12 protein-coding genes and 2 pseudogenes are annotated in these 14711 nt (G+C 59.3%); 9 read left to right on the forward strand and 5 right to left on the reverse strand.

What is annotated here, in order from left to right:
• Positions 1–248 precede the first annotated feature (248 nt).
• On the reverse strand, positions 249–785 hold the full coding sequence (locus tag NKJ17_RS26000) for a dihydrofolate reductase family protein (RefSeq protein ID WP_352690719.1): 537 nt from the start codon (positions 783–785) through the stop codon (positions 249–251).
• 37 nt (positions 786–822) lie between these two features.
• Between NKJ17_RS26000 and NKJ17_RS34115 the strand changes: the two are divergent.
• A pseudogene (locus NKJ17_RS34115) lies at positions 823–1046 on the forward strand (hypothetical protein); the annotation flags it as partial.
• Between the two features lie 19 nt (positions 1047–1065).
• On the opposite strand, the gene NKJ17_RS26005 reads toward NKJ17_RS34115, so the two are convergent.
• Complete coding sequence (locus NKJ17_RS26005) at positions 1066–2760, reverse strand: adenylate/guanylate cyclase domain-containing protein (protein ID WP_352690834.1); 1695 nt, start codon at positions 2758–2760, stop codon at positions 1066–1068.
• A complete protein-coding gene (locus tag NKJ17_RS26010; RefSeq protein WP_352690721.1) occupies positions 2663–3196 on the reverse strand; it encodes a dihydrofolate reductase family protein in 534 nt (177 codons plus the stop codon). Before NKJ17_RS26010 ends, NKJ17_RS26005 begins: the two co-directional genes overlap by 98 nt.
• Before the next feature lie 223 nt (positions 3197–3419).
• Here NKJ17_RS26010 and NKJ17_RS26015 point away from each other — a divergent pair, with 223 nt between their 5' ends.
• Positions 3420–4319 (forward strand): HNH endonuclease, encoded by a 900-nt coding sequence (locus tag NKJ17_RS26015; RefSeq protein ID WP_352690723.1) that lies wholly within the window; start codon positions 3420–3422, stop codon positions 4317–4319.
• A gap of 124 nt (positions 4320–4443) precedes the next feature.
• Positions 4444–6309, forward strand: a complete 1866-nt coding sequence (locus NKJ17_RS26020) for a DUF6119 family protein (RefSeq protein ID WP_352690726.1) — start codon at positions 4444–4446, stop codon at positions 6307–6309.
• Between the two features lie 114 nt (positions 6310–6423).
• On the opposite strand, the gene NKJ17_RS26025 is transcribed toward NKJ17_RS26020, so the two are convergent.
• Positions 6424–6897: a hypothetical protein gene (locus tag NKJ17_RS26025; RefSeq protein ID WP_352690728.1), complete on the reverse strand. Its 474-nt coding sequence runs from the start codon at positions 6895–6897 to the stop codon at positions 6424–6426.
• A complete protein-coding gene (locus NKJ17_RS26030) occupies positions 6894–7862 on the reverse strand; it encodes a ParA family protein (RefSeq protein ID WP_352690731.1) in 969 nt (322 codons plus the stop codon). The genes NKJ17_RS26025 and NKJ17_RS26030 overlap by 4 nt, the downstream gene beginning before the upstream one ends.
• A 385-nt stretch (positions 7863–8247) precedes the next feature.
• Here NKJ17_RS26030 and NKJ17_RS26035 point away from each other — a divergent pair.
• From NKJ17_RS26035 to NKJ17_RS26060, 6 genes and pseudogenes are all read left to right on the forward strand, one after another.
• Positions 8248–8506 (forward strand): annotated as a pseudogene (locus NKJ17_RS26035) (LacI family DNA-binding transcriptional regulator); the annotation flags it as partial.
• Positions 8507–8645: 139 nt separating this feature from the next.
• Complete coding sequence (locus NKJ17_RS26040) at positions 8646–9935, forward strand: DUF6600 domain-containing protein (RefSeq protein WP_352690734.1); 1290 nt, start codon at positions 8646–8648, stop codon at positions 9933–9935.
• 210 nt (positions 9936–10145) lie between these two features.
• Positions 10146–11201, forward strand: coding sequence for a LacI family DNA-binding transcriptional regulator (locus NKJ17_RS26045; protein WP_352690736.1), 1056 nt, complete (start codon positions 10146–10148; stop codon positions 11199–11201).
• 69 nt (positions 11202–11270) lie between these two features.
• Entirely contained in the window at positions 11271–12524 is a 1254-nt protein-coding gene (locus NKJ17_RS26050; protein WP_352690737.1) for an ABC transporter substrate-binding protein, read from the forward strand.
• 403 nt (positions 12525–12927) lie between these two features.
• A complete protein-coding gene (locus NKJ17_RS26055; RefSeq protein ID WP_352690739.1) occupies positions 12928–13854 on the forward strand; it encodes a carbohydrate ABC transporter permease in 927 nt (308 codons plus the stop codon).
• Positions 13854–14711 carry a carbohydrate ABC transporter permease gene (locus NKJ17_RS26060; RefSeq protein WP_254817449.1) on the forward strand — a complete coding sequence of 286 codons (858 nt, stop codon included), beginning with the start codon at positions 13854–13856 and terminating at the stop codon, positions 14709–14711. Before NKJ17_RS26055 ends, NKJ17_RS26060 begins: the two co-directional genes overlap by 1 nt.

The raw sequence follows: 14711 nt of genomic DNA on the forward strand, positions 1-14711 counted from the left end.
CGACCTCAATGCAAGCCAACGATAGGATGGCAAACTGTTCGCGATGTCCTCGCACAGCTGTTCGCGATGTCCCCGGTCCAAACAGGGGGGAGATTGGCAGCTTCCCTCACACCGCCTGTTCTGCAACGTTGAATGTTGGCGAAAACCGGCGTGACATCCAATCTCCCCACTTGAGGGGGAGATGCCCGGCAGGGCAGAGGGGGGCGCTGCCCGACTTATCGATGAAAGCGCAACTGCACCGAAGCGCATCACGCCGTCCCGGCCGCATACTCCAGCGCCACCACGCCGTGGCTGAATTGCGTGGCCGAGATCAGCTCGAGCGGCAATTGCGCGCCAGGCGGGAACAGCAGCTTGCCCTGGCCGACGGCACCGGGGTAGCTGAGCAGCCTGATGCGGTCGACCAGGCCGTTGCGCAGCAATTCCTGCGCGACGCTGAGGCTGCCATGCACATAGATGTTGCCGCCGCTGCCTTGCTTCAGCCCTCTGACCGCTTCCGGCAACGCGCCCTGCAGGAGTTCGGCCGGCTGCCAGTCGAGCGCCTGCAAGCTGGTCGAGGCGACATATTTCGGCAGCGCGTTGAACCGGTCGGCGAAGTCTCCGGTCTCCTTGGGCCACGAACCGGCAAAAATCTCATAGGTCGTGCGCCCCAACAGCATGGCGCCACTGTCGGCAAGCTCGTCGTCCTTGAACTTTTGCATCTCATCGTTCCAGGCCACGCTCGGCAGCTTCTCGACCTCGGCAATGCCGTCGACGCTGATGAATTCGGTAATGATGAGTTTTCTCATGGCGGGTTCCTTCTGTCGGGACGGCCGTGCGGGTCTTGTGCGAACTGCACCGTCAACTAGCGCGGCGCTTTTTCAGGGGGAGGGTTTTCCCTGTTCAGATTCGATCTGCAATGACCGCCCGGCTGAGCAATACCAGTTTCCTGGCCAGTATCTGCGCCATGTCGAAGCATGCGTGGGCGACTGGATCATCTACTATGAGCGCACCAAGGTAGAATAGAGCCGAGCTATTTCGCGGTGGCTAAGGTCCAGCTTATCGCCGATCGTGCGGGTCACGGGCTGCCTACAGCTTGGCAATACCGGCTTTCAGCAGCCCTTCGCGGACGTGCTGCACATCGGACTCCTGGGCATAGTGCAGGGTGGCAATGAATGAATCGAGGTCGAATTGGGGATCGAGCGTTCTGATCTTGCCCAGATGCGCCGCGGCCGCGATTTCGTCGCCGAGCCAGCCGTAGCAGGCAGCGGCGAAAGCGTGCTGAGCTGCGTCCATGGTTGACAGATGCATGAAAGCTTCGATCGCCTCGCCATACTGGCGCGCGGCGAAATGCGCCTTTCCCAGATGGCTCCAGAACCTCTCCGGGTGGTGCGGGTTCAACTGCATGGCCTTGCGGATCCATTCAATTCCCTCTTCCGGTCTCCCGAGCCACGTCAATAACTCGCCTTGCTGCACCACCACGAGGTCGTAATTGGGATTGAGGGCCAGCGCCCGCTCCTGATGGTAGCGCGCTGTGGTCAGCTCATTGTTGTTCACGTTCACTGCCGCGAGAATGCGGTGGACATCGGCATCGTTGTTGTCCAGCGCCAGCGCCCTGTCCAGCGCCGCCATAATGCTGTTCCAGACGGCATCCCTGTCTTCGCACCAGTTATGGACCCAGGCCTGGCCAAGAATGCAGGCCCGCCACGCATGGGCATGGGCATAATCGGGGTCGAGCGCGACGGCCCTTTCTATCAAGGTTCGCGCGCGTTCATTATCCGCAATCGTGCTTCGGTGATGCAGCACCTTGGCAGCGAGCACACATTCATACGCGGCCATGTTTGCAGGTTTCGCCCGCGCGAGCTGGTCCCGCTGAGCCGCCTCGACACGACCGGGCAGCGTGGCTGCGATCGCCGCCGTCACCTCATCCTGAATCGCGAATATGTCGACCAGCTTCCGGTCATATTTGTCTGCCCAGATATGAGCGTCATTCGCGGTGTCGATGAGCTGAACCGTCACGCGCACCCTCTCGCCGATCTTGCGGACGCTTCCCTCCACCAGATATTGGACCTCGAGTTTCTCGGCCACCTCGCGCACATTCACGGCGCGGTTCTTGTAGACGAAGCTGGAATTGCGCGAGATGACGAACAGCTCATGGTGGCGGGACAGTTCGGTGATGATGTCCTCGGTCAGTCCGTCCGCGAAAAATTCCTGCTCGGGGTCGCCGCTCATGTTGGTGAATGGCAGCACCACTATTGAAGGTTTCGAGATGGATCGCTTCGCCTCGACTTCCGGCAGGGCAGGACTATCAAACCCAACGCGATAGAGGCGAACCGGGCGGCTGATGTTCTTTAACGTCTTCTCGCCCAGGTCCTCCATGGCAATTTCGAGACGGTCGGCAATTTGGGTCGCCACCGCTGCGGTCACGCAGATACCGCCGACGTCGGCGAGTTGCTCGATGCGCGAGGCAATATTGACGCCGTCGCCGAAAATATCCTCATCGTCGAAAATGATGTCGCCGAGATTTATGCCGATCCTGAATTCGATACGCCGTTCTTGCGGCACATCCGAATTGCGCCGTTTCATGCGCTGTTGGATTTCCACGGCGCATTTCACCGCATCGGTCACGCTCTGGAACTCAACGAGCATGCCGTCTCCGGTGGTCTTGATGATCCGGCCCTTGTTCTTAGCGATGGCGGGATCGACCAGTTCTATGCGATGGGTCCGAAGACGTGCGAGCGTGCCGGATTCGTCGGCCTCCATTAGCCGACTGTAGCCCGCCATATCGGCAGCCAGAATTGCGGCTAGTCTCTGTTCCATCGCTGAACCAAAAACCAAGCTTATCCTTCCTGGGCCGCCAAATCCAGCAATTTGGGCTTGTGGCTGAATCAAGATGTCTTCTACGCAGCAGCAAGAAAGGGCGGATCAGAACCCTCCGCCTGGTGGCTGCGAACTCGATCGCATCAATCGCGGGAGGGATCCGCGCGGCGTCAAGCTCATCGAGGCAGGCGTTGAACCGCTCGGCAAAGTCCTCGGTTTCGCTGGGCCACGAGCCGGCAAAAATCTCATAGGTCGTGCGTCCCAAAAGCATGGCGCCGCAGTCGGCAAGCTCGTCGTCCTTGAATTTTTGCATCTCATCGTTCCAGGTCACGCTCGGCAGCTTCTCGACCTCGGCAATGCCATCGACGCTGATGAATTCGGTGACGATGAGTTTTGGCATGGCGGGTTCTTTTCTCGGGGGACGGGCTGCGCCAGCCTTTTGTTGCATGCTTCGTGAAAAATAGCGGCGCTTTGTTAGGGGGCTTTCCCTATCGGAACAACGTGCGGTTCAAAAAGACCGATACCATGGGGAAAACTTTCTCCGGCCTAGACTGAACCCTCAAGATCGGATTTGGTGTTACATCTGAGCCAGAAATCCCCAAAGAAAGCATTGCAGGAAAATCATGGGATTCGGGGTCTTCATTCACCGCTCAGATTCGATCTACAACGACCGGCCCGCGGAACAATACCAGTTTCCTCGCCCGTATCTGCGCCGCGTCGAAGCATGCGTCGGCAGTTGGATCATTTACTACGAGCCTAGCAAGGTAAACGATACCCGTGGCTACTACGCGGTGGCCAAAATCCAACAGATCATTCCCGATCCCGTGACACCTGATATGTACCTCGCTCTGATCGAGCCCGGAACCTATCTCGATTTCGTCAACCCTGTTCCATTTAACGGAACTGATGGTCTCGTCGAACGAGGCTTGCTCAATGACGAAGGACGGATTTCCGGTCGCGCCCAATCGGCCGTCCGCCCAATCAGTCCACCTGATTTCAACCGCATTATCGATCTGGGCCTGGAAACGAATGAGTTTTTGCTACCGCGCATTGATGAGGTCGGCACATCCATCGGCTTTCAGGATGAGCAGGCGCCGTTCGAGTTCGAGCAGAGCCGGGACCGCGTGAGCTATATTGGGTCGCGAACCGTGCGGGATCGCATTTTCCGTCGCATCGTCCTGCGCGCCTATGATGAGCGCTGCGCGATCACGGGACTAAAGTTGATAAATGGCGGCGGCAGAGCAGAGGTTTCGGCCGCCCATATTCGACCGGTCGAAGCGAACGGACCCGATGTCATCAACAATGGGATCGCACTGTCCGGTACAGCGCATTGGATGTTCGATCGCGGATTGATCAGCCTATCCGATGACTTGGAAATCATGATCTCCCGGCAGGTCAATGATCTCGACAGCGTGCAGGCGTTCATAAACAAGACTCGCCGCGCGCTTTCGCCCCGTCGACAGTTTGAACATCCGCATCCTCATTTCTTGCAGTGGCACCGCGAGAAGTGCTTTAAGCAGTGAGGCGGGGCACAGGTCTAGAAGGGAGCCTGCATCATTCTCTGTCGACCTGTAGCTGTGTTGTTGTCTTATGCAGATTTCTGTGATGAGTTGTTGTTGAAAGTAGTTGGGTTGTCCGGGGGATGGCATGGCAGACAAGTCAAGACCGTTTTCTATTTATCTTCTGCGTGAAGGTTATGACGCGAACAATTCTCTCGTAGATGATCACGGTCTGGAGGCCGCTGAGGCCAATCACGCGCCCGAAGGCGCGGTCGTATATATACTTGATGCCGATCGCAAGCGCCCTTGGTGGCGCTCCTACTTCGGCATCGAGGATGACATCTGGCAGGAGTTCAAAGGGGCGCTCCTGTTCTTGCCGGTAGGCGAACGCCATTTCGCCATCTGTTTCGGGCAAGTCCATCACAATCTTAAAGATGTCGCCTACGAGTATGACTTCGGCTTGCGCGTTACCCTAAACATGCTTGATCCCAAGGAACTGCGAAGCGCTGATATGGTTGAGCCGGGGCCAGCGCGTCGAAAGCGCACGCAAGTGCCGATTTCGACTGAATTGACGTACCTCGATTTCGACGCCAATAGCGAGATCATCAAGAGTCTCACCGGCAAGGTGAAGCCGGGGTTTGCAGAGCTTTTCAAGAGCGCGACAGGCTCGGCTAGCCTCAAGATCAGCCTCAAAATCGAGCCGGAAGAACTATCTGATCGATGCAGTCGCTTTCTGGAACTTTACGAGAGTGACGAATACAAGGCGTCGTTTCCGAACATTGAAAACATAACACCTGTGCGCAATCCCGCCGACATCGCGCCGCTGGATGCTCATCTCCTTGCCTCGATCAGAGGGAAAGACGGAGCGACGACACTCACCATCCCGGACATCGTTGACTACAAGGATAACACCTGCTGCATGTTTGGGGGCGGTGAAGGTCCAAGCCAGATTTATCCCGATATCTCCATTGAGCAGTTCTACGAATACTTGGGCGATGGGGTCCTTGCTAATATCACCGTGGATGCCCTTAAGCGTGAATACCGTCTTATTCTCACCGACACAGAAGGTTCGCCCGATAAATCATATGGGCTTTACCGCAGCGTTATATTCGACTTGGAGCCTCCGGGTGAGGACGTGATCTATCATCTCTGTGAGGGCGCTTGGTATAAAGTTGAAAAGGCTTTCGCGACTCGGCTGAGGACCTACTTAGACGCAAAGTGCGAGCTGACCGACCTAAGTCCTTATAATCATGACGCTATGGATAAGGGAAAGCGGGTCTACAGCGAGGAAAGCTACAACAAGGCAATGGCAGCCGCCCATGCCGGGCTACTTTGCCTAGATCAAACGGACATCAGCCCCTCTGGAAATACTGCGATCGAGCCTTGTGATATCTACACTGCGCGCGCCGATGCGACCGCGAGGTCCGGTCATCGAGGCGTATTTTATCATATCAAGATTTCCACACGTTCGTCGCACCTCAGTCACCTATTCAACCAAGGCGTGAATTCTGTTGAGCTGATTACGCAAGAGCCGGCGTCCCGTGAGAAGTTGGAAGAGATCATAATTCAAAAGTTAGGAGGCGCTGATCCGGCTAACTTTCTGGCGCCGTTTGCAGATTCGGAATACAAGATCGTATTTGGCATCATTACCCACAAGGATCTGGAAGGAGCCTCCGCGAATCTTCCTCTCTTCTCGAAACTTAGTTTGATGCGAAACATGCAGAGACTCGATTTTGCGCGAATCCCCTGCTTGTTAACATTCATCCCCGATCACAGTGAAGCCAAAGCTGGGCATGCCTCCTACCAGAGTTACCTAGTAGAGGTAATACAAGACGGAAAGAAGAGGGTTGTTCGGGCCGTGGACGGTCAGGGACTGGATACAACGATCAATATCAAACGCTGCCCTAAGGCAGTTTCAGACAGCGCACTTGGGGCCCGCTTCAATGTGTCTGTTAAGGTGAAAGTAGATGAGTACTCGTCTTCTCATCATTGGCCGTACTCGGAAGCTGCTTAGCGGCAAGCGCGGGCGCATTTTTAGGCAGGCAGATAGGCGACTGCGCGATGCTCAAACCTAACTTGCGCCCGCCGACGATTGCGCCTGCGGGCAAATCGATTCGTCCATCAAGTGCTAGGACCGACGACTTGAGCCGTATCGCTCTGCTTCTTCTGCGATTATCTTAAGCGACTGTTCGTGCTTGAGGGCTGCACTGATAGCATCCCGAATTTCAGCCGCAGGCATCCGCTGAAGCTTCGCGCGCGGGATTGAAAAGCGCGCAAAGGCAAGCTCGACCAAGTCTAGCTTCGTACGGGCCTCGTCAGCGATATAGTTCAAAATTGCGTCGTCGTCGTAGGCCCTTAACTCTTCAGTGGACGGCGTTACCCAAAGTGACGATTGCGCGGGTGAGGGATCAGCGCGCTCAGACTCAGCCTCCTTCTCTAGCCGATCAGCGAGTCTCCTGAGTGCTTCGGCCAAAGCAGGATTTCCGCTGCGACGATCTTTGTACATGCTGACTAGTTGCCTCAAAAATCGTACAACGTCCTGATCGGAAAGGCCCTTGGCGATCCGATTGCCCATACCTGTCATTTTCTTTCGGCTTTTCAAAGTGCGTCAATCCGTGCTTTGAGTGTATCGGTGAGTTCGCGGTACATTGTATGTAGGCCTCTCCCGCCAATATTCTGGGTATTTGATCGATCATAGACAGGCACCGCATCGGCAAGGGCTTGTGACACACCAGTCCCTTCTTCAATGTAGGGCAGCAGCAGATCTTGGGCCCAGCGCCTTTGCAGCGATGCGAGATGAACCGTGTGGTCATCGACATATCCAGAATATGCCGCTCCATGAGTGCGGATACGGGTTATGGCGACGCCGACCAACTGCGTATCTGGAACATGCATAGGACGGCTGGCCCCCATGGTTGCTAGCGCCTTCAGCTTTACATCGATACCGTTTTGAATCATTCCCACCAGATGGGGTGCGCCACGTTCCATGACGGCCTCGGGGATAACTGGAAGAATGTATCCATGGCTGGCGGCGATTGCATTCTGCGATACGATTTTTGTGGCCGGCGGACAGTCAAAAATGATGTAGTCGTACAAGTCATCGATTCCGGCTGTCTCTAACCATTTGCAAATTAGCGTTCGCTTGTCCCATTCGGAATGTATCGCGTTGCCATGATGAGAGGCAGTAAGATCAATTTCAATATCGTCTAGCTGCAAGCTCGCCGGCACAATGTCTAGCGAAGCGTAGTAGTTACCATAGACCGTTTTGATAGCATTTTTTTCTATGATCCCAGGTCCAGGTAACGAAGGTGATTGCCCTATAAATGGCTTGAATATTTCGTTAATAGTTCGGTTGGCCTGCACGGAACGCGTCCATATTGGAGCAGTCAAGCAAACAATCGAAAGGCTGCTTTGATGGTCGACGTCAACCAGCAGTACACGACTACGATGGAAACGAGCCAATCCAGCAGCGAACTGAAAGGATAGGGTGGTTTTCCCGACACCACCCTTGAAATTTATTACACTCACTCGCTTGGCCATAATCCCCCCAAAAAAATGCTGGCCCATAGTCTAGCTACTCCTAGCTGAGTCTGCCACTCTCTCCTTGAGGGCTAAAGGACTATCGCCTTCGCTGTCTGTGGCCGGCGAAGACAGCCAACAGGCCAACAAGTTATAGTGATTGTCGTAGCCACACGATTAATCTGATCTTTTTGGGCGGGGCGACAAATCTCCTCATCCTTCTCAGGGGCCTGATGCGGCAACCGGTTTCGAGCCGCTGTCACCCATTGCTTAGGCGCCCTCCGCTAGCCCTTGCCAACCCCAAATCCTTCCCCTAATCTCCTACTAAGAAAACCTTTTCTCAACCCGCCCGCATCCGCTGACCTCACCATTCAGCGCCTCGCAGCGCCATAAGAGAAAAGCTTTTCCCCCTGGGCGGATCGATATCCAAATCATGGCGTGCGACACCTCGCCAGCCCCCGCCAAGCAGCCGGTCACCCTTCGCGAAGTGGCGGCGCTCGCCGGCGTCAGCGTGGCCACGGCGTCAAAGGCGCTGAACGGGCAGGGGCGGAATGACCGCCGAGACGCGGACCCGGATTCGCGAGACGGCGCAACGGCTAGGCTTTCGCCCGAACAGCCTGGCGCAGAGCCTGTTGCGGCGGCGCAGCTTTACCGTCGGGCTTTTGACCAACGACACCTATCGCCGCGCCTCCGGCGCGCATTTGTGATGGTCACCGCCCTCATGAAGCAACTCTGACCCCAAATATGATCGTGCGATGCCAAGCCGTTGCGCGAGGGGATGCGGGTAACGTCAGCAAAGTGGAACAATCCGGCAGCCGGCGGGTTTGTACGATGAAGGGCGATCTGTTTCGGAGGAAGATTACGATGAAACGCGTCCTTGCCCAACATGCGGTGCGACTGATGCTCGGCGCCGCCTGCCTGCTCACGGTCGTCGAGATTCCCAACCCAATTGCGCCATTGTCGCTTGTGTCAGAGGCAAGGGCTGCCACCACCGTTTCGATCAGCACATTCTATGAAGACCTGTCTTCCTACGGCGATTGGGTCTCGTATCACGGAGCGACCGTTTTCGTGCCGGTCGATGTGCCTGACGATTGGCGTCCGTATACCGTTGGACATTGGGTCTATACCGAGCAGTACGGCTGGCTGTGGGTATCCGACGAGCCATTCGGCTGGGCGACGTACCATTACGGCCGGTGGGGCTATGCCGACGATATCGGCTGGTATTGGGTTCCGGGCACTCGCTGGGCGCCAGCATGGGTGAGTTGGCGTCGTGACAGGGAGCACATGATTTGGGCTCCGCTGCCGCCGCGCCGCGATCCGGATCTGATTTCCATCGAGATCACCTTCGACACGACGCCGGATTATTACTGGGTTGTGGTCCCCACCCGCGAATTCCTTGCCGCGGACGTTTCTACCGTCGTCATCCGTGATGAGCCAGAATTTGTGCGCATCGTGGAGGCGGCCGAGCCGGCCGGCGACGTGACGATCCGGAACAACGTCGTGATCAACAAAGTCATTGATGTCGATGTGATCGAAAAAGAGACGAACCAGAAGGTGACTGCCGTCAAGGTCAGCAAGACCGACGCGCCCGAGCGGTCCGGCAAACTGGAAAACGATACGGTCGCTGTCTTTGAGGGCGAGGTGAAAGCCGACCCTAAGGCCAAACCAGCTAAGCTCAAAGACATCGAGGAGGTGAAGCAGGTTCAGGCTGGCCGCAAATCGAAGCCGACCGAAGGTGCTGCATCGACCGAGCAGGCCAAGCCCGAAGAAACCGCCAAGCCTGAGAAGCCGAAGGTCGGCGAGCAGCCCGCCGCCGAGCAGCAGCAGGGCGAGCCGGAACAGGCGGCCAAGCCTGAGAAGCAGAAGACCAAGAAGCAGCCCGCCGCCGAGCAGCAGCAGGCCGAGCCCGAGCAGGCGGCCAAGCCTGAGAAGCCGAAGTCCAAGAAGCAGCCCGCCGCCGAGCAGCAGCAGGCCGAGCCCGAGCAGGCGGCCAAGCCCGAAAAGCAGAAGGCCAAGGAGCAGCCCGCCGAGCAGCAGCAAGCCGAGCCGGAACAGGCGGCCAAGCCCAAGCCGGAGAAGCAGAAAAACAAGGCGTGCGATCCGCAGACTGAGAGCTGCTAGCCGTACGGGTAGACTACGGCACCGCGATTATTCGATCGCGGTGCCGCTGAGCGGCCATTCCCCCCTTGCCATCCCCACATCCTTCGTCCTAATCTCTCCCTTGAGAAAACCTTTTCCCAACTCGCCTCGCATCCGCTGACATCACCGATCAGCACCCTGAGGGGTCATAAGAGAAAAGCTTTTCCCACCTGGGAGGATCATGTCCAAATCATGCCGTCCGACGTCCAGCCAACGCCCGCCAAGCAGCCCGTCACCTTGCGTGAAGTGGCGGCCATTGCCGGCGTCAGCGTTGCCACGGCGTCCAAGGCGCTGAACGGGCAGGGGCGGATGACGGCCGAGACGCGAACCCGGATTCGCGAGACGGCGCAGCGGCTTGGCTTTCGCCCGAACAGCCTGGCGCAGAGCCTGCTCAGGCGGCGCTCCTTTACCGTCGGGCTGTTGACCAACGACACCTATGGCCGCTTTTCGCTGCCGCTGATGGCCGGCGTTTCCGATGCGCTGGTCGATGCCGGCGTCTCGGTGTTTTTGTGCAATGTCGAGGACGACCCGCGCCTTGCCCAGCTGCATGTCGATGCCATGCTCGACAAGCGCGTCGACGGCATCATCGCCACCGGCAAACGCATCGACCGCCACCTGCCGGTCGACCTCGCCAATCTCGGCATTCCGGCGATCTATGCCTTTACCGAGCCCGATCCAAACGCCATCGCTTTCGTGTCCGACGATGCCGGCGGGGCGCGGCTGGCGGTCGAGCACTTTTGCCGGCTCGGGCGTAAGCGCATCGCCCATGTCAGCGGTCCGGCGAGCTTTGCCGTGGTGCATGCCCGCGCCGAGGCCTATCGCGCGGTGCTGGCCGAGAACGGCCTGCCGGTCATGGAGCCGCTGCTTGGCCACTGGTCGGAGGCTTGGGGGCATGAGGCGGTCAAGACACTGTTCGACGGTGAGGGGTTTGACGGCACGCGCGAAAAACCGGACGCGGTGTTTTGCGGCAACGACCAGATCGCGCGCGGCGTCATCGACGCCTTGCGCGAACGCGGTATCGGCGTGCCGGACGAGGTCGGCGTCATCGGCTTCGACAATTGGCAGATCGTCGCCGAGGCTACCCGCCCGCCGCTGACCTCGGTCGACATGAATCTCGCAGCACTTGGCCGCGAGGCCGGCCTTGCCCTGCTTTCGCTCGTCGGCGGCGAACCCGCTGTGCCGGGCATCAGAAAACTGCCGTGCCGGCTGGTGGTGCGTCAGTCATGCGGCCGTCCGCCGGACGGCTGAAACGAAACGGGCCGTGTCGATTGCAAAGCGCTGGGGCGCGGCCGAGTTAAAACCATGTGGAGGAGAAGCATGAGAACCACCATTACCGGGCTCGCCATCGCCGCGAGCATTTTGGGCACGCTGGCGACAGTCGGTCCGGCCGCCGCCGACACCGCCAACATCTGGGTTCGCGCCGACGGCTCGAACTTCATGCCGCGCATCGTCGACGCCTTCAACAAGGGGCATCAGAACCAGATCAAGCTGGACATCATCCCCAACGCCGAAATCATCCCGAAATACGGCGCCGCCGCCGCCGGCGGCACCGCACCGGATGCACTCTCGCTCGACCTGATCTACACGCCGTCCTTCGCCGCCGCCGGCCAGCTGGAGGACATCACCGACTGGGCGAAATCGCTACCCTATTTCGCCAGCCTGTCGCCGGCGCATGTCAAGACCGGCACCTATAAGGGCCGCATCTACGGGCTGCCGTTCTCGGCCGATTCCTCGGTGCTGATCTGGAACAAGAAGCTTTTCAAGCAGGCCGGCCTCGACCCCGAAAAGGGCCCGACCAACTGGGCCGAGATCGAGAGCGACGCCGAAAAGGTCAACGCGCTCGGCGGCGACATCAAGGGCTTCTACTTCTCCGGCAATTGCGGCGGCTGCAACATCTTCACCTTCACGCCGCTGATCTGGGCCTCGGGAGGCGACATCCTGACGGAGGACGGCTCCAAGGCGACGCTGGACACGCCGCAGATGCGCGGCGCCATCGACCTCTACCGTTCGATGGTCAAGAAGGACCTGGTGCCTTCAGGCGCGCAGACCGACACCGGCTCCAACTTCTTTGCCGCCTTCGCCACCGGCAACATCGGCATCTCGCCGTCCGGCGCCTTCGCCATCGGCGCGCTGAACACGCAATATCCCGACATTGACTACGGCATCACCTTCCTGCCCGGCAAGGACGGCGGCTGGTCGTCGTTTGCCGGCGGCGACAATTTCGTCGTCACCAAAGGCACCACCAAGGTTGCGGTGGTGAAGGAGTTCCTCGATTTCGCCTATTCGCTCGAAGGCCAGACCATCCTGGCGAAATACGGCAGCCTGCCGGTGCGCGGCGACATCGCCAATGAGGCGCTGAAAGATCTCGACCCGCGCTACAAGGTTGCCGCCGAAGCCATGGCCAAGGGCCGTACGCCCTATTCGGTGGTATTCAACGACCTGATCAACTCGGCCAACGGTCCGTGGAACCAGATGATGAACGAGGTCTTCTTCGGCGAAGACGTCGACGGCGCCATCGCCAACGCGCAGGAAACCATGCAGTCGATCATCGATTCGGCGCCGCAGAAGTAAAGCGCCACCTCCCCCTCGAGGGGAGGTCGGACCGCAGGTCCGGGTGGGGTCGTTGCGGCAGTGCTCGACGCTCTTTTGATGTCGGCGCGCTTCGCGGAGGACCCCACCCCCGGCCTTCGGCCGGACCCTCCCCTCGAGGGGGAGGGGGACGTCCCGCCAATGGAACAACAGGCATGAGCACCATCACAGTACGCCGTTGCAATGCTGGCTCCCCCTTCTCCCCTTGTGGGGTCCGAAGGACGGGGCGAGACCAGTGGCTCGCCCCCGGGCGGTGTCGCCGAAGGCGACGGATGAGGGGTGCTCCAGCTTGGCACCCACGGCGATCCTTCCAACGCCCCGTCTCGGCGCTGCGCGCCGATCCACCTTCTCCCACAAGGGGAGAAGGGAAGGCGAGCGGCCAGCCATGACCACCATCACAGCAATCTCCGCTCCGACGCGCCCCCGCAAACTCGTTGGCGCCGGCCGCCGGCAGTGGATCGGCCTCCTCTATGTCGCGCCGGCCGTCGCGCTTGTCGTCGTCTTCTTCATCGTGCCGCTTTGCATGACCGCCTGGATGTCGCTGCACAACTGGCCGCTGATGGGCGCGCACAGCTTTATCGGGCTCGACAATTACTGGGCGATCCTGCGCGACACCCGCTTCTGGAACGCGCTGAAGTTCACCGGCTACTACACGGTGGTGGTGACGATCGCGATCTTCGCCGTCGCTTTTCCGTTGGCGCTGTTCATCGAAAGGCCGCGGCAGCTGACCGGCTTCTACCGCACGTCCTTCTTCATGCCGGCGGTCATCGGTTTTGCCTCGGCCAGCCTTTTGTGGTCGTGGCTGCTCAATGTCGATTCAGGCCTGTTCAGCCCGGCCGCCTTCGAGCTTGGCCTGACCGAGAAGAAATTCAACCTTTTGGCGACCTTCCAGCCGGCCTTCTGGTCGATCATCGCCATGGTGGTGTGGAAGGTGGCGGGCTTCACCATGATCATCCTGATGACCGGCCTGCAGTCGATCCCGCCGGATCTGCAGGAAGCGGCGATGATCGACGGGGCAGGGCCATTCGCGCGGTTCCGGGCGATTACTTTGCCCTTGATGCGCCGCACGCTGGCGCTGGCGCTGATCCTGTCGGTGGCCGGCTCGATCCTCGCCTTCGACCAGTTCTACATCATCCTGCGTGGCGGCCCGCGCAACCAGACGCTGACCGCCGTCTACTGGATCTTCAACCAGTCCTTCGTGTCGTTCAAGCTCGGCTATGGCGCGGCACTTTCGATGGTCCTGCTGGTCATCCTGGTGGCGCTCAGCCTCATCCAGCTGCGGCTGCTGCGCCAGCCCGAGGGGGTCGACTGATGGCGCAGGCAAGGAGCCGCAAACGCCGCATCGGCATGCAGATTGCCGAGCACTCGACCGGCATCATCGCGTCCATTCTGTTCCTGGCGCCGATCGCCTGGACGGTGCTTTCGGCCTTCAAGCCGGCGCAGGAGGCACGCCAACCGCCGCTGCCGCCCTGGCCGACCAGCGGCATCTCGCTCGAGAACTACGCCACGCTCAACACCTTCGGCGATGGCCTCTGGCTGCCGGCGCAAAACAGCATCTACGTCTCGGTCATGACCGTGGTGCTGTCGGTGATCGTCAGCGTGCTCGCCGGCTACGGTTTCTCGCGCTTCCGTTTTCCGCTGAAGAACCTGCTCTTCGTCGTCATCCTGTCGACGATCATGATCCCGTTCCAGTCGATCCTGACGCCGATCTTCCTGGTGCTGACAAAAATCGGCCTGCACAACACGCTGACCGGGCTGGTCTGCGTCTATGTCACGCTGCAGCTGCCGTTCTCGATCTTCATGATGCGCAACGCCTTCGACGCGGTGCCGCGCGAGATCGAGGAGGCCGCGCGCATGGACGGCGCCAACAATGTCACCATGCTCCTGAGGGTCATGCTGCCGCTGGTCTGGCCGGGCATCGTGACCATCGCGCTGTTCGCCTTCCTCGGCGCCTGGAACGAGTTTCTGGCGGCCCTCGTGCTGATGACCGACCAGTCCAAATTCACGCTGCCGATCATGATGACCGCACTCCAGTCCGGCCGCTTCGGCGCCATCGACTGGGGTGCCGTGCAGGCCGGCGTCACCGTCATGATGGTGCCGTGCCTCGTGCTCTTCCTGCTGCTGCAGCGCTTCTACATCCGCGGCCTGATGGCAGGGGCCGTGAAGTGA

This window comes from Mesorhizobium sp. M0208 (assembly GCF_040322015.1).
In the GTDB taxonomy this organism is placed as follows: domain Bacteria; phylum Pseudomonadota; class Alphaproteobacteria; order Rhizobiales; family Rhizobiaceae; genus Mesorhizobium.